This is a genomic window from Acidithiobacillus sp. TH-A117, assembly GCF_057473465.1.
This window is the reverse complement of record NZ_JBYCKQ010000047.1, coordinates 34,913-55,198: the sequence shown is the minus strand read 5'-3', so window position 1 is coordinate 55,198 and position 20,286 is coordinate 34,913. Positions and strand designations below refer to the sequence as shown.

The window sequence follows — 20,286 nt, the reverse complement described above, 5'->3', positions numbered from 1 at the left end:
AGGGCAAATGATAAAGCCTTGACGCACTTTCGTACAGGATGGGTAACGGGGCGCATCAAAAGTACCCCTGTGAGCACCGCAGCAGCGTCGAGGAGGAACACCTCTAAGTTGTCGAATGCGGTATCCCCGGATAAGACGGTTATCAGGGTTGCAGTTTGGTCGGATTCCGGCTTTTCTTGAGGAGGCTGTACAGCGGACAATATCCCCAAACACCCGTCGCGATAAGGAGTAAGCCGGAAAAGGTCCACTCACGGTAAGGAAAGGGATTGACGAAATAAATCAGAAAAATAATGGCGCCGAAGTAAATCCGCAGCCAACGCTCGGTGCTGTTCATGTTTTTGGTGATTTTCATGATCTTGCCGTCCTTAAATGAGAGGGCTGGGTATGAATATTAGGCTGCTTCTGTCCTTACCGCAAGCGTTCGAATGGGCACTGAGGTGTCGATATTTACGGCATGATCTCTGGCCCTGGTCTACACTGAATATCAGGGGTTGGGCCATTGCTTGGCCTGAGAGTGGCTGGCCGGGATGTAGCGAGAAAATTTTTGATGAACTGTTCGGGGAGATTGAAGAATGACAACCGATTTGCATGCTTTGCACCAAGAGGTCGGCCAGAGTATCTGGCTGGATAATTTATCCAGGACGCTGATTCATGATGATATTCTCAAGCAGTATATCAACGGGGATGGAGTGAGTGGGGTAACTTCCAATCCGAGTATTTTCCAGAAGGCCATCCACTCCAGTCCTTATTATCGAGATGATTTGCGCCAGTCGGCAGAATCCGCAGAGCGGCTGTATGAGCAGTTGGTGTTGCAGGATTTGCGCATGGCCTGTGATCTTCTCCAGCCGGCCCATCAGGCCAGTGCTGGTGATGACGGCTGGGTGAGTTGGGAAGAGTCTCCGCATCTGGCCAAGGATGAAGCGGCCACAGTAGCCGAAGCCCGCCGTCTGCGAGGTTTGGTGCGGCGCGACAATCTGCTCATCAAGGTGCCGGCTACTCCCCAGGGGATTGCCGCTTTGCGTACCCTGATTGGTGAAGGTGTATCTGTGAATGTCACCTTGATGTTCGGCCTGGATCACGTGCGCAAGGTTTTTTCTGCCTATCAACAGGGACTGGCTCACTGGGTAAAACAGGGGGGCGATCCGCGCAAGGTCAAGGCAGTGGCCAGCCTGTTTCTGTCCCGGGTGGATACGCTGGTTGATCAGCATCTTGAAAAAATCGCGACGCCCGAAGCGCTGGCTCTGCGCGGGCGGGCGGCAGTAGCCATGGCCAAGGTGGCGTACAGTGTCTATCAGGAAACTTTCCATGGAGAGGGATTTGCGGAGCTGGCCAAGGCGGGTGGACGCCCCCAGTATCTGCTCTGGGCCAGTACCAGCACCAAAAATCCCGCTTACTCAGACCTGCTTTATGTAGAACCTTTGATGGGACCGGAAACCATCAATACTCTGCCCGATGAAACCCTGAATAAATTACGGGATCATGGCCAGATAGCGAATCGCATCACGGAGGGCATGGATGCCGCACAGGCGACCATGAACCAGCTCGAATCACTGGGCATTGACATGGACCAGGTCGCTGCACAATTGCAGGAAGAAGGACTTGCCGCCTTCTCTAAAAGCTTTGAAGAAATGCTCGCAGAGGTGGGCAAGGCGGTGGCCGGATGATGATTCCGGCCAAATAAAGGGCAAGAAGCGCCTAAAACCCGACGGTATTGAAGCCGGCATCCACATAAGTGATTTCGCCGGTAATGCCTGAAGCCAGGTCGGAGCAGAGGAAGGCGGCAGTGTTCCCCACTTCTTCCTGGGTCACATTGCGATGCAGTGGGGCATGCTCGGCATAGTGATCGAGGATTTTGCGGAATTCGCTGATGCCGCTGGCAGCCAGGGTGCGAATGGGGCCAGCGGAAATAGCATTGACGCGGATGCCATCACTCCCCAGGGAATAAGCCAGATACCGAATGCTGGCTTCGAGACTGGCCTTGGCCAGGCCCATGACGTTGTAGTTGGCCATGGCCCGCTCGGCACCAAGGTAGCTGAGGGCCAACAGAGCTCCCTGGCGACCCTGCATCAAAGGATGCATGGCCTTGGCCATAGCGGTGAAGCTGTAGGAAGAAACTTCGTGGGCAATGCGGAAGCCTTCACGGGTAGTGGCATCCAGATAGCTCCCGCTGAGTTCCTCCTTGGGCGCAAATGCGGCGCCATGAATACCAATATCCACACCACCCCAAAGTGAGTGGATATGCTCCATGGCGGCCTGCAATTGCTGATCATCCATCAGATCCAGTTCCAGAGGTTCTGGAGCGCCGATTTGCCCGGCCAGCTCTTCCACCCGGCTTTTGGTGCGCTCACCCTGGTAGGTCAGCAATACTTCTGCTCCCTGGCGATGCATGGCCTGGGCAATTCCCCAGCAAATGGAACGATCATTGGCCACACCCACGATGAGTGCCTTTTTGCCTGCCATGAAACCCATAATAGAAACCCCTTGCTTAAATATTAGCGTGTGTAGATGGTGAGCCGGGAACCGGGTTGAATGTCGCTGGCGGAGGCCAGACGATTCCATTGAATCAGGGACTTGGGCTGGACATGATACTGCTGGGCGATCTGCCAGAGGGTATCGCCCTTGCGCACAATATAGGTGGTGGCGCGGGGCTGGGTGGCGGCGCGTTCCTGACGGGCGCTGATGGCGGCCACAGCGGTTTCCGCAGGAATATTCAATACCTGACCGGGATGAATAACCGACTGTGCAGTGAGATGGTTGGCCCGGGCAATGGCATTCATGCCGACACCGGCCCGCTGCGCAATCTGCCAGAGACTTTCGCCGGGACGAACCGTCAATTGGCGATGACTGCGGGCTGCAGTATAGACGGGAGCTGCCTGGCCGCCATTAACCGTGAGTTTCTCGCCGACTTGAAGGTCATTGGCCGAACGGATGTGGTTCCAGCGCATTAGATCCTGGACGCTGACACCGGCACGCTGGGCCAGCCCCGAAAGGGTATCACCGGAATGGACGACGAGATGCTGCTGCTGTGCAGGGGTTGTGTAAGTCGTATTTTCCAGGTGGTGACCCCCATAAATCACCAGTTGCTGACCCACTTGCAGGTCGCTGGCAGAGCGCAGGTGATTCCACTGCTGGATTTGTCTGACACTGACCCCGGCGCGCATAGCGATTTGTGACAAGGTATTCCCGGGATGGACGGTCAAATGGCTGAGTGCCGGAGGTGGCGGGGCAACGGGGCGCGCCACCGGAGTTGCGAGGACAGTGGGTTGCGGACTGGGTAAAGCCTGGGCCGCAGCCTGCTGGGGCATGGTCAATAAGGCGGTTTTCAGGGTGGCGGCTTTGTCCTTGGGAACCACCAGCTGATAGTCGGCGGGCACCATCCCGTAACTGATACCGGCATTGAGATGCTGCAACTCTGTCACCGGCACATTCATCAAATTGGCGGCTACATTCAGGGCGACGGATCGGGGCGTGGTGACTACTTCGACATGGGCGGTATTGGGAATGTAAGGCAGACTGATATGGTAAGCTTGGGCGTTTTTGATGACCTGGGCCAGACCCAGCAGTTCGGCCACATAATTTTCAGTTTGTTCGGGAAGGTTCAGGTCCCAGAAATCCGTGGGTCTGCCGGCGGCCACATTTTGCTGAATGGCGGCCGAAACCGTACCCTGCCCGGCATTGTAGGCCGCAATGGCCAGTAGCCAGTTGCCGCCAAAGTAATTGTACAGATAAGACAAATAATCCAGGGCGGCATGGGTGGAAGCCGTCAGGCTCAGGCGCGGATCACCATAACGGGTATTTTGCAGGCCGAAACTGCGCGCAGTTCCGGGCACAAACTGCCAGAGTCCGGCGGCGGCGGCGGGAGAAAAAGCCTTGGGGTTATAGCCACTTTCGATGGCTGGCAACAGGGCCAGTTCCATGGGCAGGCCCCGCTGGGAAACCGCATTGACCACATAGTAGAGGAAGGGGCGGGAATTACCGAGGATTTGTTCGAGTTTGCCTTGATGCTGTAAAAACCAGGTACGCCATTTATCTACTTCAACCCGGGACACATTACTGAGTCGCAAGCCCTGGTCAATGTTCGTCCAGACGTTACCTGAGCCGCTCTGGTCACCAAATGCGCCTGCCGCTTCAAATTGCTGAAGTGTCGCAGCAAGGCTGTCGCCAGAAGTGTCTGGATTGCTGACAGCAGCTGTGGCAACCGGGGCTGAATTCTGCAAGTCACTTTGTGGCAGGCCTATGATTTGACTGTTTGCCCAAGCCATAGGAATGCTCCCTAGCGCCACTACAGTGGCGATAGCGATAATTCGCTTGTTCATGTTGCTCCTTCCAGGGCGGGTGCAATCCACAATCGGGCGTCCCGCAGACGTTACCCATCACAGATATCATTCATAAACAGCAGCTTGGTATAGGCTTTGCTTGCTGTCTTAAGGGATAGTAAGCAAAACCCGCGTCTCGAGTCAAACAACTTTTTGACGGAAGTCCATCCCCTGTCCGCTGCGCTGAAGGATACCGGATGCAGGGCTGGCCTGTTATGCTTTGGCTTTGCTTATTGCTGCAGGTTGATTGCCATGTCTGTTCGTACCCGTTTTGCACCCAGCCCCACCGGTTATTTACATATTGGTGGAGTGCGTACCGCCCTTTATTCGTGGTTACATGCCCGTCGTTTGGGCGGGCGTTTTGTGTTGCGCATTGAAGATACGGATCTGGAGCGCTCCACGCCCGCAGCAACGGCAGCTATTTTGGAGGGTATGGCCTGGTTGGGGCTGGACTGGGACGAAGGACCCTTTTACCAAACCCAGCGTATGGACCGCTATCGGGAAGTGCTGGCGCAGATGCTGAAAGAGGGCAGCGCCTACTACTGCTATTGCAGTCGCGAAGAAGTGGATGCCATGCGCGAAGAGCAGCGTGCCCGGGGCGAAAAGCCGCGCTATGACGGCCGCTGCCGGACGCGGAGCAGTGCGCGCGAGGGGGTGTCTCCGGTGATTCGCTTTCGCAGCCCGGATACCGGGGAAACGGTGGTCGAAGACCTGATCCATGGCCGGGTCAGCTTCCAGAACAGCGAGCTGGATGATTTGATTATCGCCCGCTCCGACGGGACGCCCACCTACAATTTTTGCGTGGTGGTGGATGACTGGGATATGGGCATCACCCATGTGATTCGTGGCGATGATCATCTCAATAATACGCCGAGACAAATACAGATTTTACAGGCTTTAGGCGCCGAGTTGCCGGTTTACGCTCATGTGCCCATGATTCTCGGTCCGGACAAGCAGAAGCTGTCCAAGCGTCATGGCGCTGTCAGCGTGCTGGAATATCGGGAACAGGGTTTTCTGCCCGATGCGCTGCTCAATTTCCTGATCCGTCTGGGCTGGTCCCATGGCGACGAGGAGGTCTTCAGTCGCGAAGAGATGATCGCTTTTTTCCGGATTGACGCGGTCAACAAGGCCGCTTCGGCTTTCAATCCGGAAAAACTGTTGTGGATCAATGCCCAGCACATGCAACGCCTGAGCCCTGAAGGATTGGCGCAGCATCTACGGCCATATCTGGATGCCCAGGGCGTAACAGAAGCTCTCCTCGCCCATGGGCCGGAGCTGTCAGCGGTGGTTGCCTTGTTGCAGGAGCGGGCCAAGACGCTGGTCGAAATGGCCGTTGCCGCGAGCATGTTTTATGTGGCTCCCGCATCTGGCGACAGCAAGGATGTGGAAAAACATCTGCAAGGACAGGCTGCCTTGCTGGACAGTCTGATCCATCACCTGGAGGCTTTGCCAGTCTGGACGGCAGCCGCCGTTCACAGTGCTATTCAGGAGTTGGCAGTCAGTCATGCAGAGGGAAAAATGGGGAAGATCGCCCAGCCGCTGCGGGTGGCTGTGGCAGGGCGGGCGGTTTCTCCGCCGATTGATACGACCCTGGCTCTTCTGGGTAAGGACCAAACCCTGGCCCGCTTGCGCCATGCCATGACCTGGATGTAGCCAGCTTCCTGATTTGCCAGTGCGAAAAACTGGCCGTTTGGGCAGATAAAGGCATTGCTAATGCTTGGCGTCGGCCTTTGCATTTGCGATGATGGAGTCAAGCACAGTTCCCGACCGCAAATTCCAGCTCAGGAGATCAGCTCATGGCTATGAACGTCACCCAGAAAATTATTGCCGCCCACCTGGTGAGTGGTTCCCTCAAGGCGGGTAGTCCGATAGCAATTCGTATTGATCAGACCCTCACCCAGGATGCTACCGGGACCATGGCGTATCTACAGTTTGAGGCCCTGGGTCTGCCCCGGGTGCGTACCGAGCTGTCAGTCTCCTATGTGGATCACAACATGCTGCAGTCCGGCTTTGAAAACGCCGATGATCACCGTTTCCTGCAGAGCTTTGCCGCCAAGTACGGGGTGCATTTCAGCCGTCCGGGAAATGGCATTTGCCATCAGGTTCACCTGGAACGCTTTTCGAAGCCGGGAGGCACCTTGCTGGGTTCTGACTCCCACACCCCGACTTCTGGGGGGGCAGGGATGCTGGCCATTGGCGCGGGCGGGCTGGATATTGCCCTGGCCATGGGCGGTTTGCCTTTCAACCTGAATATGCCCGAAGTAGTGGGCGTCAAACTGACCGGAAAATTGCAGCCCTTTGTCAGCGCCAAAGACATTATTCTCGAAGTATTGCGCCGCAAAACCGTGAAAGGCGGGGTAGGCAAGGTGTTTGAATATTTCGGCCCGGGCGTCGCCCATCTGAGCGTGCCCGAGCGCGCCACCATTACCAATATGGGCGCGGAACTGGGGGCCACTACCAGCGTTTTCCCCAGCGACGCTGTGACCCAAAGCTACCTGACGGCACAGGGTCGGGAGACGACCTGGTCCGAATGGGTGGCTGATACTGATGCCACTTACGACGAGGTTCTGGAAATTGATCTGGACAGCCTCGAACCCTTGATTGCCTGTCCCCACAGCCCCGATAATGTCAAAAAAGTGCGGGAAGTAGCAGGTACCAAGGTCGCTCAGGTGGCCATCGGTTCCTGCACCAATTCTTCCTATACCGACTTGATGACCGTGGCGCAGATGCTCAAGGGCAAGGTGGTTGCCGATGGTGTCAGCCTGGGGGTATCTCCGGGTTCCCGTCAGGTCATGGAAATGGTCACCAAGGATGGCGGCTTACTGGACTTCATTGGCGCCGGTTCGCGCATTCTCGAATCAGCTTGCGGTCCCTGCATCGGCATGGGTTTTGCGCCGCCGACCCAGGGGGTTTCCGTACGTTCCTTCAACCGCAACTTTTACGGACGTTCCGGCACCAAAAACGCCGAAGTCTATCTGGCCAGTCCGGAAACCTGTGCAGCCTGTGCCTTGACTGGCGAAATTACCGACCCCCGCGACCTGGGACTGGCACCCATTCATGTGCCCCTGCCCGGACAGTTTCTGGTGGATGACCGCATGGTGCTTGCTCCGGCTCCTGAAGGCAGTGACGTGGAAATCATCCGTGGCCCGAATATCGCCAAATTGCCGACCGGCAAGGCAGCCCCGGCGCGTCTGGAAGGCGAGGTGCTGATCCGTCTCGAAGACGACATCACCACCGATCACATCATGCCGGCGGGGGCCAAGGTGCTCCCCCTGCGTTCCAACCTGCCCGCCATCTCCGAATTTGTATTTCATATGGTGGACGAAACCTTCCCGAGCCGCGCCAAGGCTTCCGGTGGTGGTTTTATTGTGGCCGGGCATAATTATGGTCAGGGTTCCAGCCGTGAACATGCGGCCCTGGCGCCGCGCTATCTGGGGGTGCGGGGGGTGCTGGTGCAGTCCTTTGCCCGGATTCATCTGGCTAATCTCATCAATTTCGGGATTTTGCCCCTGACTTTTGTGCACGCCGAGGATTATGCCAAGGTCAAGGCGGGTGATCGGCTCAGTCTCGATCTGACCGGGCTGGCCCTGGGAAAATCCCTGATGCTCCGCGATGATACCCAGGGTCTGGATATTGAAGTCATGCCGCAACTGGCCAGCGATCGGGATCTCGAACTGATTTTGAAGGGTGGTGCTTTGTCCTGGGCGAGCGAACAACTGGAGCAGGTATCATGACGACGCATATCCACAAGCCCTCAAATGGAAGTCCCCTGACCGTCCGCGACGGGGTATTGCAGGTGCCCGACCAGCCCATCATTCCCTTTATAGAAGGGGATGGTATTGGTTGCGACGTAACCCCGGCCATGCGCAGCGTCGTCGACACAGTGGTGCAGAAAGTCTATGGCGGCCAGCGGCAGATTGCCTGGATGGAGTTGTATGCCGGGCAAAAAGCCGTGCAGCTTTATGGCGAAGGCCAGTATCTGCCCGATGAAACCATGGCCGTCATCCGGGAATACAAGGTGGCGATCAAAGGACCTCTGGAAACTCCGGTGGGTGGGGGTATTCGCAGCCTGAATGTCGCTCTGCGTCAGGATCTGGATTTGTATGTCTGTTCGCGGCCGGTGCGCTACTTTGCGGGCACGCCCAGTCCCATGCGCCATCCCGAAAAAGTGGATATGGTCATTTTCCGGGAAAACTCCGAGGATATTTACGCAGGTATCGAATGGCCGGCGGGTAGTCCCGAAGCTGAAAAAGTCATCCGTTTTCTTCGGGAAGAAATGGGCGTCAAAAAAATCCGCTTTCCCGACAGTTCGGCCATCGGTATCAAGCCGGTTTCCCTGGAGGGTTCGGAGCGCCTCATCCGGCGGGCCATACAGTACGCCCTGGAGCAGGGCAAACCCTCGGTCAGCCTGGTGCACAAAGGCAATATCATGAAGTTCACCGAAGGGGGGTTCCGTGACTGGGGGTACGCGCTGGCGGAAAGGGAATTTGCCGGACGGGTATTCACCTGGAAGCAGAAGGCCGCCATCAGCAAGGCCGAAGGCAAGGCGGCCGCGCAAGAGGCAGAAGCCCGGGCAGTAGCCGACGGCAAGCTGATCATCAAGGATGTCATTGCCGATAATTTTCTGCAGCAGATCCTGCTGCGCCCCGAAGACTACTCGGTAGTGGCCACCCTGAACCTCAATGGTGATTATGTTTCCGATGCCCTCGCCGCTGAGGTGGGTGGCATCGGCATGGCGCCGGGTGCGAATCTTTCCGACACCCATGCCATTTTTGAGGCCACCCACGGTACTGCCCCCGATATTGCCGGACAGGGCAAAGCCAACCCCAGCTCCCTGATTTTGTCGGCGGTCATGATGCTCGAACATCTGGGCTGGAAAGAAGCCGCCGAGGCTATTGTCGAGGCCATGAACGACGCCATTGCGGCGGGTGAGGTGACCGGGGATCTGGCCGCCTTGCGCGGCGATGTGCCAGCCTTGCCGACCAGCGCATTTACTGCGGCACTGATCCGGCGTTTTTGAAGGAATCTGCATGAATCTGCATGAGTATCAGGCCAAGCGATTGCTGGCCGAAGAAGGGGTTCCGGTTCCGCGTGCCATACCTGCCTTCTCTGTGAAAGAGGCCGTCAATCAGGCCCGTGAACTGGGTGGTCCGGCCTGGGTGGTAAAAGCCCAGGTCCATGCCGGAGGGCGGGGCAAGGCTGGCGGAGTGCGGGTCGTCCACAGTGTTGCTGCCGTGGAAAAGGTTGCCCAGGAGTTGCTTGGCAAGCGACTGGTGACCGCCCAGACCGGTTCTCAGGGGCAGCATGTGGCGGCCTTGCTGATTGAAGAACCCAGCAGCATTGCCCGGGAATTGTATCTGGCCCTGCTGGTGGATCGCGGTCAGGCGCGGATGACCTTTCTCGCCACCCGGGAAGGGGGGATGGATATTGAAGAGCTGGCCGCCACACGACCCGAAGCCCTGATCAAGCTGGTGGTGGATCCACGTAGTGGTTTTCTGCCCTTCCAGGCCCGGCAGCTGGGATTCCAGTTTGGTCTGGATGCCAGCCAGGTGCAGCAACTGACCCGGATCATGCAGGGCATGTATCGTCTGGCCCTGAAGCTGGATGCCCTGATGGTGGAAATCAATCCGTTGGTAGTCACCAGTGATGGTCGCCTCCTCGCCCTGGATGCCAAGCTGGTCATGGATGACAATGCCTTGTACCGGCACCCGGAATCCGACGAGCTGTTTGATTCCACCCAGCAGGACGGAAGGGAAATCACCGCTCGACAGTTTGGACTGAACTATATTTCCCTGGATGGCAATATTGGTTGCATGGTGAATGGCGCGGGACTGGCCATGGCGACCATGGATATGATCAAACTGCATGGTGGTGAACCCGCCAACTTCCTCGATGTGGGCGGTGGTGCGGCAGCCGACAAGGTGACCCAGGCTTTCAAGCTGATTTTATCGGATACCCGGGTGAAAGCGATTCTGGTGAATATTTTTGGCGGCATCACCCGCTGTGATTTGCTGGCGGAAGGCATTATTCAGGCGGCCGCCGAGGTGGGTATTCATCTGCCGGTAGTGGTCCGTCTTGAGGGTACCCGCAAGGAGGAAGGAATGGCCTTGTTGCAGGAGAGCGGTCTTTCATTGATTACGGCTGATGGACTGACCGATGCTGCTGTGAAGGCCGTGGCGGCCGCGCAGGGCTAAGGTGTCCATCAATATTCTCTGGTTGCAGCGTTTGTGGCCGGTATTGCGCAATTCCGGTCCGTTGATTACTCGTCTGGCTGATGTCTACGTCAAACGAGGAGCCGATCAAAAATCGGCAGAGCGCATGGCGGAAATGGCCGTGCTGCTTGACCAGATTCTCGATGAGCGCCTGAAAACCGTGGCCCAGGTGGACGACCTGGAGCGTCTCCGCCAAGACCTCGCGGACTTGCGGTCAGACCTGAAGCAGGCTCGCCCCATGGTGCGGCGCCATCCCTACATACTGCTTCTGCTATTGGGTGAAGCCGTGATTATTCTGCTGTTGATTCTGATTTTGGTGCATATATGAGCATACTGCTGTCTCGCGATACCCCCATTATCTGCCAGGGTTTTACTGGCAAACAGGGAACCTTTCACTCCCAGCAGGCCATAGCTTATGGTTCGCGGATGGTCGGTGGAGTGACTCCCGGCAAAGGCGGCAGTCGTCATCTCGACTTGCCGGTATTTGATACGGTGGTGGATGCGGTGCGCGAAACAGGTGCGGAGGCCAGTGTCATTTACGTGCCTTCGCCCTTTGCCGCCGATGCCATCATCGAAGCGGCGGCGGCCGGCATCGAGTTGATTGTCTGCATTACCGAGGGCATTCCCGTGCATGACATGCTCATGGTCAAACATTATCTGGCGGGCTCTGCCGTGCGTCTGATTGGTCCCAACTGTCCGGGCATCATTACTCCGGGGCAGTCGAAAATCGGGATCATGCCCGGCTCCATCCACCGCAGCGGCAAAGTCGGTATTGTCTCCCGTTCCGGAACCCTGACCTATGAAGCCGTGGAGCAGACCACCCGTCTGGGGTTGGGTCAGAGTACCTGTGTAGGTATTGGCGGTGACCCCCTGATTGGCATGAGTTTTGTCGAAGTGCTGGCGCTTTTTGAAGCGGACCCGCAAACCGAGCTGATTATCATGGTCGGAGAAATCGGTGGGCGCATGGAGGAAGAAGCGGCCCAATTCATCCAGTCCCAGGTGCGCAAACCGGTGGTCGCTTTTATTGCCGGGTCCACGGCGCCCAAGGGCAAGCGTATGGGGCACGCCGGGGCGATTATTGATGGTAATGCCGGCACAGCTGCGGCCAAATATGCGGTTCTGGAAGCCGCTGGAGTGCATTGTGTGCATTCTCCGGCGGAGCTGGGTGCGCGGGCTGCGGCCTTGCTGGAGGGCTGATGCGCGTCGCTCTGGCGCAGTGTAATGCCTGGGTCGGTGATATAGACCGTAATGTGGCCATGATTCTGGCGGCAGCCCAGGAGGCCAAGGCGGCTGGCGCCGATTTGCTGTTGACCCCGGAGCTGGCCTTATGCGGTTATCCGCCCGAAGATTTGCTCTTGCGTGAAGATTTTCTGCAGAGTTGTGATGAGGCTTTGCACATGCTCGCGCTGCAGGCGCCTTTGCCCGTGCTGCTGGGGCATCCCCAGCGGATCGATACCAAGCTTTACAACAGCGCCAGTTTGTTGCGAGGAGGACAAGTCGAGGCGGTTTATCACAAGCACTGTCTGCCCAATTATGCCGTTTTTGATGAGTTGCGTTATTTTACGCCGGGTACGCAAGCGCTGGTTTTTGATTGTGCAGGTATTACCTGCGGGGTGGCGATCTGCGAGGATGTTTGGTGCGGTTCGGCAGTGGCCGAGGCTGCTCTTGAGCGGGGTGCGGAGTTGCTGCTGGTGCTCAATGCGTCCCCCTACCATCGCCATAAGCAGGGGGAGCGGGAGTCCCGCCTTGCCGCTCTGGCGATGCAGACAAAACTGCCCATTTGCTATGTGAATCTGGTGGGTGGTCAGGATGAGCTGGTTTTTGACGGGCGTTCTTTTGTGCTGGACGCCTCGGGTCGGCTGGAAAGCCGGGGACCACTGTGCCAGTCAGCTCTCCTGCTGACGGATTTTGCGCGGGGTTTCCAGGGTCTGCAGGTGAAAAGTGACGCGCCTCCCGTTGAGTCGGAAGATATGGTGGCTGAAGTCTATGCCGTGCTGACCCTGGGAATCCGCGATTATGTCCGTAAAAATCATTTTCCCGGTGTGGTGCTGGGTCTCTCGGGAGGGGTCGATTCAGCCCTGACCCTGGCTATTGCCGTCGATGCCTTAGGTCCAGAACAGGTCCACGCCCTGATCATGCCCTCCCGATATACTGCTGCCATGAGTGTGGAAGATGCGGTTGCCGAGGTGGAAAGTCTGGGTGTTTCCCATGATCTGCTGTCCATCGAACCGGTTTTTCAGGCTTATCTTCAGGAGCTGTCGCCCCTCTTTACTGGACGTGGGCCGGATACTACCGAAGAAAATCTGCAGGCGCGGGTGCGTGCCGGTTTGTTGATGGCTTATTCCAACAAGTTTGGTCACCTGCTGGTCACAACCGGCAACAAAAGTGAAATTGCTGTCGGTTATGCCACCTTATATGGCGATATGGCGGGTGGTTTCGCCATTATCAAGGATATTCCCAAAACCCTGGTGTATCGCCTGGCCCGTTACCGTAATGCCCTGTCAGCCGTCATTCCCGAGCGGGTGTTGAGTCGGGCGCCATCTGCCGAGCTGGCCCCGGATCAGCGTGATCAGGACAGTCTTCCGGACTATGCAGTGCTGGATGCCATCATTGCCGCCTACGTCGAAGAAGATCGCTCTGCAGAAGATCTGGTTGCTGCCGGCTATGCCGCCGACACGGTGCGGCGGGTATTACGTTTGATTGATCGTGCTGAATATAAAAGAAGGCAGGCCGCTCCCGGTGTCCGTATCAGTACCCGCGCATTCGGGAAAGATCGGCGCTATCCTATTACCAACGGCTACGCTTCCTGGGGTGGCCACCATAAGCTGAACGAGGAGCAACACCATGAAGAAAATTGAGGCGATCATCAAGCCCTTCAAGCTCGATGATGTGCGCGAAGCTTTGCAGGAAATTGGCCTGGCGGGAATGACGGTGACGGAAGTGAAAGGCTTCGGGCGCCAGAAAGGCCATACGGAACTATATCGGGGTGCGGAATATGTGGTGGACTTTTTGCCCAAGCTCAAGCTGGAGGTAGTGGTGGGCGATGAGATGGCGGATCGCGCCATTGAAGCCATCGAACAGTCTGCGCGCACCGGCAAAATTGGCGATGGCAAGATTTTTGTGAGTGCCGTGGAAAGGGTAATTCGCATTCGCACCGGCGAGGAAGGCCCCGAAGCCGTCTGATTCGGGCTACTACAACGCTGCCGGGCGCAGTGAGTGGTGCCCGGCAAATTTTGTACTAGCCGTTTTTGCCGAGATCCCCTAGATACCGGCTTTGGGGATAATTATAGGCCAGCACCTTGCGCACGGTTTCGGCCTGATTCTGCAGGTTCAGATGCCGGTAGGAGCGGACCAGATAATACAGGGCTTCCTGCCGTGCTGGACTGAGCTGGAAGCGGGTCACGACAGTGTTGCAGCGATTGGCTGCGGCCACATAGGCGTGGCGCACATAATAAAATTTGCAGATATCCAGATTACGCTTGCCGAGAATATCGATGATTTTGGCCATGCGCAGGCGCGCATCGACAGCATAAGGGCTGTTTGGCCAGCGCCGTGCCAGGGTATCAAGCGCGTTGAAAGCTTCTTCGGCCGGTTTGGGGTTCCATTCGGCACCCTGAATGCCTTCATAATAGGCAATGCCTTTCAGGTACCAGGCATAATCCACATGGGGATTGGCCGGATGCAATTTGATGAAGCGCTCGGCGGCTGCCGCAGCCGCTTCGGAATCTCCGCTCTTGTAGTAGCTGTACGCCGTATTCAGTTGCGCTTGTTCGGCATAAGGGCCATAAGGATAGCGGGTTTCCAGCTCTTCGTAGTGACGAATGGCCGAGCTGTAATCGCCGCGTTCCATGGCTTGTTTAGCCGGCTGGTACATGGCGGCGGCGGATTCATGATTCTGTGCAGCCTGATCGTCTTTGTGGGGATTGCTGGCACAACCGGCCAGAAGGGCAGTGCAACAACAGGTAATAAGTAAGCGTTTGCGCATGAAGGACAATAGTCTATAGTGGCGAGCCATGAGCGATGATACTACGGGACTTCCGATGATTTTGCCAGTGGATCAAGCCGGTGAACGACTGGATGCGGTGTTGACTGCCCTGCTTCCAGATGTCAGCCGTAGCCGGATCCAGGCCCTGCTGAAAGGCGGGCATATTCGCGTGAATGGCACGGCGGAAAAACCCAGCCTGCGTATTCAGGGAGGCGAGGCGGTAGATATTGACTGGCCGGAAAGTGAACCCAGCGCCTGGGTGGCCCAGGATATTCCCCTGCATATTGTGTTTGAAGATGCGCAGATTCTGGTCCTGCACAAGCCGGCCGGGCAGTTGACCCATCCCGGTGCGGGACATGCGGACGGTACGCTGGTGAACGGTGTGCTGGCGCATTTGCCGGAGAATGCCTATCTCCCCCGTGGCGGTATTGTCCATCGTCTCGACAAGGACACTACCGGGCTGCTGGTGGTTGCCAAAACCGAGATGGCGCGGCAGTCCCTCATTGATCAGTTGGGTGACCATACCATGCATCGCGAATATCTGGCCCTGGTCAATGGCCCGATGACCGGCGGTGGACGGGTGGATGAACCCATCGGCCGCCATGCCCATGATCGCTTGCGGATGACCGTTCGGGCAGATGGTCGTCCTGCCCAGACGGACTTTCGCCTGGTCGAACGCTTTCCCCGCCATAGTTATTTGCGCCTGCGTCTGGCCACCGGGCGCACCCATCAGATTCGCGTACACATGGCCCATATTGGTCATCCTCTGGTCGGCGATCCCGTTTATGGGGGGCGGATGACCGTGCCCCAGGGGCTGGATGCCGAGGGCTTGGCGTATTGGCAGCAGTTTCGGCGGCAGGCCCTGCATGCCTGGCGACTGAAGTTGTATCATCCGGAAAACGAAGAACTCATGAGCTGGGAAAGCCCGCTTCCCGAGGACATGGAAACACTGCTGGATTTGTTGCGGCAGGTCCGCCGTGCGCGCTGACTCCGGTTCCATCCGGATACCTGACTGGCCCCTGCCCAAAGGCGTTCACAGTGCTTTTACCCTGCGCCACGGTGGATACAGTGGTGGCCCTTATGACAGCTTCAACCTGGGCGATCATGTGGGGGATGATCCCGAGTCGGTGGCGAAAAACCGGCAGTATCTCGTCGAGTTGCTGAGCTTGCCGGGGGAGCCGCAGTGGTTGCGGCAGGTGCACGGTACGGACCTCTTGCAGATACCCGCTGATTCCCATGTCAGTTCTGCCGCTGTGGCCGATGGGGCGGTGACTCATGTTGCCGGACCGGTGCTGGCGGTGCTCACGGCTGACTGCCTGCCGGTACTAGCCTGCAGTCGTGATGGCCAGCATCTTGCGGCTTTTCATGCGGGTTGGCGGGGATTGCTGGCCGGGATTCTGGAAAAAGGCGTGGCCGCTCTGGGGGTGCCCGGTGAGGAAGTTCTGATATACTTAGGGCCAGCCATTGGCTCTGGGGCTTTTGAGGTGGGCCCGGAATTGCGGGCGGCTTTTCTGGCGGAGGACCCCGGTTCCGACAGTGCCTTTCGGCCGGGCCAGGGGGATCGCTGGTGGGCCGATATTTACCAGCTGGCCCGGCAGCGTCTGCAGCGCGTTGGGGTTACCGCCATTTATGGCGGGGACCGGTGTACTTTCAGTGATAGCGATTTTTTTTCGTACCGACGTGATGGCATAACTGGACGAATGGCATCTTTGCTCTGGAGGGAATGAATCATTATGGCGACGTTGCGCAGAGCCGGCGATCCGGCATTGGTGTCAGATCCGGCGACCATCGCTGAAGTATTGGCAGGGCTGGGGGTCATACTCGAAACCCTGCCCGTGCCGACTGATGGGCAGACCCTTGCCTTGCTGGCCGCACCCGAACTGGATGACGCCGAACAGGCTCGGCTGCTGGAAGGGCTGGATGACGTTTTCCAGCGCCTGCAGACAGAAAAAGGCTATCAGGAACGGGATCTGGTCGTGCTCTACCCGGGGCATCCTCAGCTGGAGGCCCTCAATACCCGTTTTCATCGTATCCACACCCATGATGATGAAGAGGTCCGCTATATTGTCGATGGCGAGGGAGTGTTTGGTTTCGTATTGTCCGATGACTCCCAGGTCGAGCTGACCGTGGTAGCGGGTGATTACATTCATGTGCCTGCCCATGTGGAACACTGGTTTCACCTCAATCAGCGGCAGCGTATCAAGGCGGTACGCTATTTCAGCGCCCGGGGCGGCTGGACACCCCTGTACACTGATCGCCCTCTGCAGGATTTCGCCCGCCCATGAGCCACGTTATTGAGGTGGATTACCAATTCCCTGCTGGTGTGGATGCCGTCCGTCAGGCCCAGGCCATCGCCATCGGGCAGACGGCGGGAACCTGGGACGCCCGCTTTCAGCACCGGGAAGCGCAACTTCGTGGGCATCTGGCTGAGCTGCGGGATATTCGCAGCTTACCCACCGGGCAGCAGCTCGCTACCATCGCTTTCCCGGCAGAAAACGTCGATGGCCGCATGGGCAGTCTCCTGACCATGATTTTCGGCAAATATTCCCTGGCCGGTCCGGCCAAGGTCATGGCCATCCGCCTGCCTGTGGATTATGGGCAGGCCTGTCGTTTTGGTCTGGCGGGTATCCGCAAAAAACTCCATGTGGCAGAACGTCCCTTGGTCATGGCTATTTTCAAGCCTGCCCTGGGTTTGAGTGCCGAGGATCACGCTGAAATTCTTGCCGAAGTGGCCATGGCGGGCCTGGATATCATCAAGGATGATGAAATTCTGCCCGATCTTCCCTCGGCAGCCACCCTGGCTCGCTGGGAAGCCTGCGCACCGATTATCGAAGCGCGCCGGGATCGAACTGGACGGGATCTGCTGTATGCCATGAATCTTTCCGGAGATGCCCGACAGGTGCAGGAACTCGCCCGGCAACTGGTGACACGGGGTGCCAATGCCCTGCTCCTGAATGTGCTGGCCTACGGATTTCCCATGCTGGAAGCCCTGGCCACTGATCCGGAAGTGAACGTCCCGATTTTTGCCCACCCCGCCCTAGCGGGTGCCTGGTGCGCCGCCCCGGATCATGGTTTTGCCTATCCCGCCCTGCTGGGCACAGCCATGGCCTACGCGGGTGCCGATGCGGTGCTGTATCCTGCCCATTATGGCAGCCTGCCTTTTCCGGAAGCCGATGAGCAGGGCATTGTTCAGGCCTTGCGGGCCCGGGGCGTGGCTCCGGTACCGTCGGCGGGCGTGCATCCCGGTATGCTGAATGCCATTCTCAAAGATTACGGAAAGGACGTTATTCTCAATGCCGGAACGGGCATCATGGATCATCCCATGGGGCCAGCCAGTGGTGTGTTGGCCTTCCACGAAGGTCTGGAGCGCTGGCAGGAAGGTGCCTCCTGGCAGCTTTCCGACCTACCTGCCGGTCCCTTGCGCGCGGCCGTCGAAAAATGGGGGAATGCCTGATGCTTGCCAAGGCCATTTTTTGCGACTTTGACGGCACCATCACGGAAATAGAAATATTTGTTGCCTTGATGCGCCATTTTGCCCCTGAGTCCGCCGCCGCTATTCTGCCGGAAATTTATGCCCAGCGCTTGAGTCTGCGGGAGGGACTGCCCCGCATACTGGAAGGCATTCCCTCCCGGCGCTGGCCGGAAATGGAAGATTTCGTGCGCGATACCGTCTTGCGCCCCGGCCTGGTTACCCTGCTGGATGCCGCCCGTCAGGCCGAAGTACCGTTTATTGTCGTCACCGGCGGTTTTACGCGCATGGCGGAAATCGTTCTGGCCCCTTACCGCAGGGCTATTCACGCCATTCATGGTCTGGAAGTGGACCTTACCGGACCGAACCTGCGGGTTTTTTCACCCTGGCAGGATACCCGGGAGCTGGTCGCCAAACGTCAGGTCCTCGATCACTATCATCCGGCTACCGCTGTGTGTATCGGGGACTCCATTACCGATCTGCGGGTGGCCAGAGACTGTCCGCTGGTCTGTGCCCGGGATCGTCTGGCCCAGTATCTGGAGGCGGAAGGCAAGGCTTTCATACCTTTTGAAACCTTCGATGATGTCCATGCGGCACTGGCAAGGCAGGGATGGTGGCAGGAGCAAAGTTATGCACAGTGAAGATTTACGCCAGGAATTGGCGCGCGCTGCGCGGAGTTTTCAAGAAAGGGGCTGGATGCTGGGAACCGCTGGCAATTTATCAGCCCGGGTGTCCGATGCTGCCTTCTGGATTACCGCCAGCGGGCGTCCCAAGGAGCTGCTGACGCTGGATGATTTTGTGTCCGTGAACCTGCAGGGGGAAGTGCTGGCCGCGCCTGCTGACCGCAAACCTTCGGCAGAAACGGCCATCCATCGGGTAATTTATCGCCATGTCTCTGATGCCCGGGTGATTTTTCATGTGCATTCCATTGAAGCCAATCTCTGCGGGCATTTTGCCAGAAATGGACAATTGCGTTTGCCGCCCTTGGAGATGCTCAAGGGCTTGGGCGTTCCCGATGCGGAACCCGAAGTGGATCTTCCGGTGTTTGCCAATCATCAGAATGTGGCCCGGATTGCCGAGGATATGGATGCGGCCTTTGCGCAATCCCTTCCCCGGGTACCCGGTGCCCTGATTCACCAGCACGGGGTGACCGCCTGGGGACAGGACCTGCTGACCGCTCGACATCATCTGGAATTGCTGGAATATTGTTTTCGTTATCTCGTACAGGCCAAAACTATAGGAGTTCAGGTATGAGTCAAGCGCTTCTCACTGTGATTGGCGAAGATCGCCCCGGAATTGTTGCAGCCGTCACCCAGGCGCTGTTTACGGCGGACTGCTCCATTGGTGATGCCTCCATGATGCGTCTGGGCGGGTATTTCACCATCATGCAGGTCATCGATTACAGCCGTGATCTGGGTTCGGTGGAAATGGCCCTGGACCCCGCCATCAAACGCCTGAATTTGCGGGTGCATCTGGATCCGATCCCGAGTGTGGCCGTTGCGGCAGATCTTCCCAATACCCGGGTCACGGTTTACGGTGCTGATCATCCCGGCATTGTCGCCGGGGTAACTGGTGCCCTGGCTGCCATCGGCTTTAATGTGATTGATCTGGAAAGTGAAAGTTCCGGCAGTGCCGAGCGTCCTCTCTATGTCATGGTCATTCAGGGTTATGCTCCTGATGGTATCGAGAGCGTGCGTCAGGCGGTCCTGCCCTTGCGCGAAAAAGAAGGCATCGAGGTGGGCGTACATCCCCTGGAAGCGGCGGTTTTCTGATGGCGGTTCTGTCCATTCTGACCTATCCCGATGCTCGTCTGCAGCGCAAGGCCGAACCTGTGCAGGCTTTTGATGATGCACTGCAAAAATTTGTCAGCGATCTGACGGAAACCATGTATGCCGGTCCCGGAGGGGTGGGTATTGCCGCTCCGCAGGTAGATCATCCCCAGCGTATCGTGATCGTCGATGTGCGCCCCAAACTGGGTGAGGATTGTCATGGCTTGATGGTACTCATCAACCCTGAACTGCTGGCCTGGGAGGGCATGGCGGTGGGTCGTGAGGGTTGCATGTCCGTGCCGGATTTCACCGGCAATGTGATCCGCGCCGAACGCATCCAGGTGCAGGCTCAGGACGTATTCGGCCGCGAGCGCAGCTACGAATGTGAAGGCTTTGAAGCCCGGGCGGTCCAGCACGAAATGGATCACCTGGACGGCTTTTTGTTTCTGGATCGTCTGGTATCGCGCAAAACCGACTTGTTCCGACGCAAGAATTATCAGAAATCGCGATAAATTATAGAGTATTGGGTATTGCT

The 20,286-nt window shown here is 57.6% G+C and carries 21 protein-coding genes; 17 read left to right on the top strand and 4 right to left on the bottom strand.

Annotated features, from left to right (window positions below):
* Positions 1–142 precede the first annotated feature (142 nt).
* Positions 143–352 carry a YgaP family membrane protein gene (locus AC2VLR_RS11860; RefSeq protein WP_486882303.1) on the bottom strand — a complete coding sequence of 70 codons (210 nt, stop codon included), beginning with the start codon at positions 350–352 and terminating at the stop codon, positions 143–145.
* A 220-nt stretch (positions 353–572) separates the two neighbouring features.
* Between AC2VLR_RS11860 and tal the strand changes: the two genes are divergently transcribed.
* The gene (tal, locus tag AC2VLR_RS11855) at positions 573–1,664 is read left to right on the top strand and encodes a transaldolase (RefSeq protein ID WP_486882302.1); all 1,092 of its coding nucleotides are present in this window, start codon (positions 573–575) and stop codon (positions 1,662–1,664) included.
* Positions 1,665–1,695: 31 nt separating this feature from the next.
* Here tal and AC2VLR_RS11850 read toward each other — a convergent pair whose 3' ends face one another.
* Positions 1,696–2,469 carry an enoyl-ACP reductase FabI gene (locus AC2VLR_RS11850; protein ID WP_486882301.1) on the bottom strand — a complete coding sequence of 258 codons (774 nt, stop codon included), beginning with the start codon at positions 2,467–2,469 and terminating at the stop codon, positions 1,696–1,698.
* A 23-nt stretch (positions 2,470–2,492) separates the two neighbouring features.
* On the bottom strand, positions 2,493–4,316 hold the full coding sequence (locus tag AC2VLR_RS11845) for a LysM peptidoglycan-binding domain-containing protein (RefSeq protein ID WP_486882300.1): 1,824 nt from the start codon (positions 4,314–4,316) through the stop codon (positions 2,493–2,495).
* 252 nt (positions 4,317–4,568) lie between these two features.
* Here AC2VLR_RS11845 and gltX point away from each other — a divergent pair, with 252 nt between their 5' ends.
* The 8 genes from gltX (at position 4,569) to AC2VLR_RS11805 (ending at position 13,711) form a co-directional block, all read left to right on the top strand.
* Complete coding sequence (gene gltX, locus AC2VLR_RS11840; protein WP_486882299.1) at positions 4,569–5,969, top strand: glutamate--tRNA ligase; 1,401 nt, start codon at positions 4,569–4,571, stop codon at positions 5,967–5,969.
* Positions 5,970–6,112: 143 nt separating this feature from the next.
* The gene (locus AC2VLR_RS11835; protein ID WP_486882298.1) at positions 6,113–8,050 is read left to right on the top strand and encodes an aconitate hydratase; all 1,938 of its coding nucleotides are present in this window, start codon (positions 6,113–6,115) and stop codon (positions 8,048–8,050) included.
* Positions 8,047–9,336: an NADP-dependent isocitrate dehydrogenase gene (icd, locus tag AC2VLR_RS11830; RefSeq protein WP_486882297.1), complete on the top strand. Its 1,290-nt coding sequence runs from the start codon at positions 8,047–8,049 to the stop codon at positions 9,334–9,336. The genes AC2VLR_RS11835 and icd overlap by 4 nt, the downstream gene beginning before the upstream one ends.
* A 10-nt stretch (positions 9,337–9,346) precedes the next feature.
* On the top strand, positions 9,347–10,510 hold the full coding sequence (gene sucC, locus AC2VLR_RS11825) for an ADP-forming succinate--CoA ligase subunit beta (RefSeq protein WP_486882296.1): 1,164 nt from the start codon (positions 9,347–9,349) through the stop codon (positions 10,508–10,510).
* A gap of 1 nt (position 10,511) precedes the next feature.
* The gene (locus AC2VLR_RS11820; RefSeq protein ID WP_486882295.1) at positions 10,512–10,856 is read left to right on the top strand and encodes a hypothetical protein; all 345 of its coding nucleotides are present in this window, start codon (positions 10,512–10,514) and stop codon (positions 10,854–10,856) included.
* The gene (sucD, locus tag AC2VLR_RS11815; RefSeq protein WP_486882294.1) at positions 10,853–11,725 is read left to right on the top strand and encodes a succinate--CoA ligase subunit alpha; all 873 of its coding nucleotides are present in this window, start codon (positions 10,853–10,855) and stop codon (positions 11,723–11,725) included. The genes AC2VLR_RS11820 and sucD overlap by 4 nt, the downstream gene beginning before the upstream one ends.
* Positions 11,725–13,386, top strand: coding sequence for an NAD+ synthase (locus tag AC2VLR_RS11810; RefSeq protein WP_486882293.1), 1,662 nt, complete (start codon positions 11,725–11,727; stop codon positions 13,384–13,386). Before sucD ends, AC2VLR_RS11810 begins: the two co-directional genes overlap by 1 nt.
* Positions 13,373–13,711 carry a P-II family nitrogen regulator gene (locus AC2VLR_RS11805; protein WP_215843800.1) on the top strand — a complete coding sequence of 113 codons (339 nt, stop codon included), beginning with the start codon at positions 13,373–13,375 and terminating at the stop codon, positions 13,709–13,711. The genes AC2VLR_RS11810 and AC2VLR_RS11805 overlap by 14 nt, the downstream gene beginning before the upstream one ends.
* Before the next feature lie 55 nt (positions 13,712–13,766).
* On the opposite strand, the gene AC2VLR_RS11800 is transcribed toward AC2VLR_RS11805, so the two are convergent.
* A complete protein-coding gene (locus AC2VLR_RS11800; protein WP_486882292.1) occupies positions 13,767–14,543 on the bottom strand; it encodes an outer membrane protein assembly factor BamD in 777 nt (258 codons plus the stop codon).
* On the opposite strand from AC2VLR_RS11800, the gene rluD reads away from it, so the two are divergent.
* From rluD to def, 8 genes are read left to right on the top strand one after another with little or no spacing between them, the layout of a single operon-like run.
* Entirely contained in the window at positions 14,542–15,501 is a 960-nt protein-coding gene (gene rluD / locus AC2VLR_RS11795; protein ID WP_486882291.1) for a 23S rRNA pseudouridine(1911/1915/1917) synthase RluD, read from the top strand. The two genes, AC2VLR_RS11800 and rluD, sit on opposite strands and share 2 nt — an antisense overlap.
* A complete protein-coding gene (pgeF, locus tag AC2VLR_RS11790; protein ID WP_486882290.1) occupies positions 15,491–16,240 on the top strand; it encodes a peptidoglycan editing factor PgeF in 750 nt (249 codons plus the stop codon). Before rluD ends, pgeF begins: the two co-directional genes overlap by 11 nt.
* Positions 16,241–16,246: 6 nt before the next feature.
* On the top strand, positions 16,247–16,798 hold the full coding sequence (locus tag AC2VLR_RS11785) for a cupin domain-containing protein (RefSeq protein WP_486882289.1): 552 nt from the start codon (positions 16,247–16,249) through the stop codon (positions 16,796–16,798).
* Positions 16,795–17,967: a RuBisCO large subunit C-terminal-like domain-containing protein gene (locus AC2VLR_RS11780; RefSeq protein ID WP_486882288.1), complete on the top strand. Its 1,173-nt coding sequence runs from the start codon at positions 16,795–16,797 to the stop codon at positions 17,965–17,967. The genes AC2VLR_RS11785 and AC2VLR_RS11780 overlap by 4 nt, the downstream gene beginning before the upstream one ends.
* On the top strand, positions 17,967–18,623 hold the full coding sequence (locus AC2VLR_RS11775) for an HAD-IB family phosphatase (protein ID WP_486882287.1): 657 nt from the start codon (positions 17,967–17,969) through the stop codon (positions 18,621–18,623). Before AC2VLR_RS11780 ends, AC2VLR_RS11775 begins: the two co-directional genes overlap by 1 nt.
* Positions 18,613–19,236, top strand: coding sequence for a methylthioribulose 1-phosphate dehydratase (mtnB, locus tag AC2VLR_RS11770; protein WP_486882286.1), 624 nt, complete (start codon positions 18,613–18,615; stop codon positions 19,234–19,236). The genes AC2VLR_RS11775 and mtnB overlap by 11 nt, the downstream gene beginning before the upstream one ends.
* Positions 19,233–19,754: a glycine cleavage system transcriptional repressor gene (locus AC2VLR_RS11765; protein ID WP_486882285.1), complete on the top strand. Its 522-nt coding sequence runs from the start codon at positions 19,233–19,235 to the stop codon at positions 19,752–19,754. The genes mtnB and AC2VLR_RS11765 overlap by 4 nt, the downstream gene beginning before the upstream one ends.
* Positions 19,754–20,263 (top strand): peptide deformylase, encoded by a 510-nt coding sequence (gene def, locus AC2VLR_RS11760; RefSeq protein WP_486882284.1) that lies wholly within the window; start codon positions 19,754–19,756, stop codon positions 20,261–20,263. The genes AC2VLR_RS11765 and def overlap by 1 nt, the downstream gene beginning before the upstream one ends.
* Positions 20,264–20,286 lie beyond the last annotated feature (23 nt).

Bases quoted from the DNA above. Each gene is read 5' to 3' on its own strand.
- gltX (WP_486882299.1), top strand. From the start codon at position 4,569: ATGTCTGTTCGTACCCGTTTTGCACCCAGCCCCACCGGTTATTTACAT.
- AC2VLR_RS11805 (WP_215843800.1), top strand. From the start codon at position 13,373: ATGAAGAAAATTGAGGCGATCATCAAGCCCTTCAAGCTCGATGATGTG.
- icd (WP_486882297.1), top strand. From the start codon at position 8,047: ATGACGACGCATATCCACAAGCCCTCAAATGGAAGTCCCCTGACCGTC.
- rluD (WP_486882291.1), top strand. From the start codon at position 14,542: ATGAGCGATGATACTACGGGACTTCCGATGATTTTGCCAGTGGATCAA.
- AC2VLR_RS11850 (WP_486882301.1), bottom strand. From the start codon at position 2,469: ATGGGTTTCATGGCAGGCAAAAAGGCACTCATCGTGGGTGTGGCCAAT.
- AC2VLR_RS11780 (WP_486882288.1), top strand. From the start codon at position 16,795: ATGAGCCACGTTATTGAGGTGGATTACCAATTCCCTGCTGGTGTGGAT.
- sucD (WP_486882294.1), top strand. From the start codon at position 10,853: ATGAGCATACTGCTGTCTCGCGATACCCCCATTATCTGCCAGGGTTTT.
- AC2VLR_RS11835 (WP_486882298.1), top strand. From the start codon at position 6,113: ATGGCTATGAACGTCACCCAGAAAATTATTGCCGCCCACCTGGTGAGT.
- mtnB (WP_486882286.1), top strand. From the start codon at position 18,613: ATGCACAGTGAAGATTTACGCCAGGAATTGGCGCGCGCTGCGCGGAGT.
- AC2VLR_RS11800 (WP_486882292.1), bottom strand. From the start codon at position 14,543: ATGGCTCGCCACTATAGACTATTGTCCTTCATGCGCAAACGCTTACTT.
- sucC (WP_486882296.1), top strand. From the start codon at position 9,347: ATGAATCTGCATGAGTATCAGGCCAAGCGATTGCTGGCCGAAGAAGGG.
- AC2VLR_RS11860 (WP_486882303.1), bottom strand. From the start codon at position 352: ATGAAAATCACCAAAAACATGAACAGCACCGAGCGTTGGCTGCGGATT.
- tal (WP_486882302.1), top strand. From the start codon at position 573: ATGACAACCGATTTGCATGCTTTGCACCAAGAGGTCGGCCAGAGTATC.
- AC2VLR_RS11845 (WP_486882300.1), bottom strand. From the start codon at position 4,316: ATGAACAAGCGAATTATCGCTATCGCCACTGTAGTGGCGCTAGGGAGC.
- AC2VLR_RS11785 (WP_486882289.1), top strand. From the start codon at position 16,247: ATGGCGACGTTGCGCAGAGCCGGCGATCCGGCATTGGTGTCAGATCCG.
- AC2VLR_RS11765 (WP_486882285.1), top strand. From the start codon at position 19,233: ATGAGTCAAGCGCTTCTCACTGTGATTGGCGAAGATCGCCCCGGAATT.
- AC2VLR_RS11775 (WP_486882287.1), top strand. From the start codon at position 17,967: ATGCTTGCCAAGGCCATTTTTTGCGACTTTGACGGCACCATCACGGAA.
- AC2VLR_RS11810 (WP_486882293.1), top strand. From the start codon at position 11,725: ATGCGCGTCGCTCTGGCGCAGTGTAATGCCTGGGTCGGTGATATAGAC.
- def (WP_486882284.1), top strand. From the start codon at position 19,754: ATGGCGGTTCTGTCCATTCTGACCTATCCCGATGCTCGTCTGCAGCGC.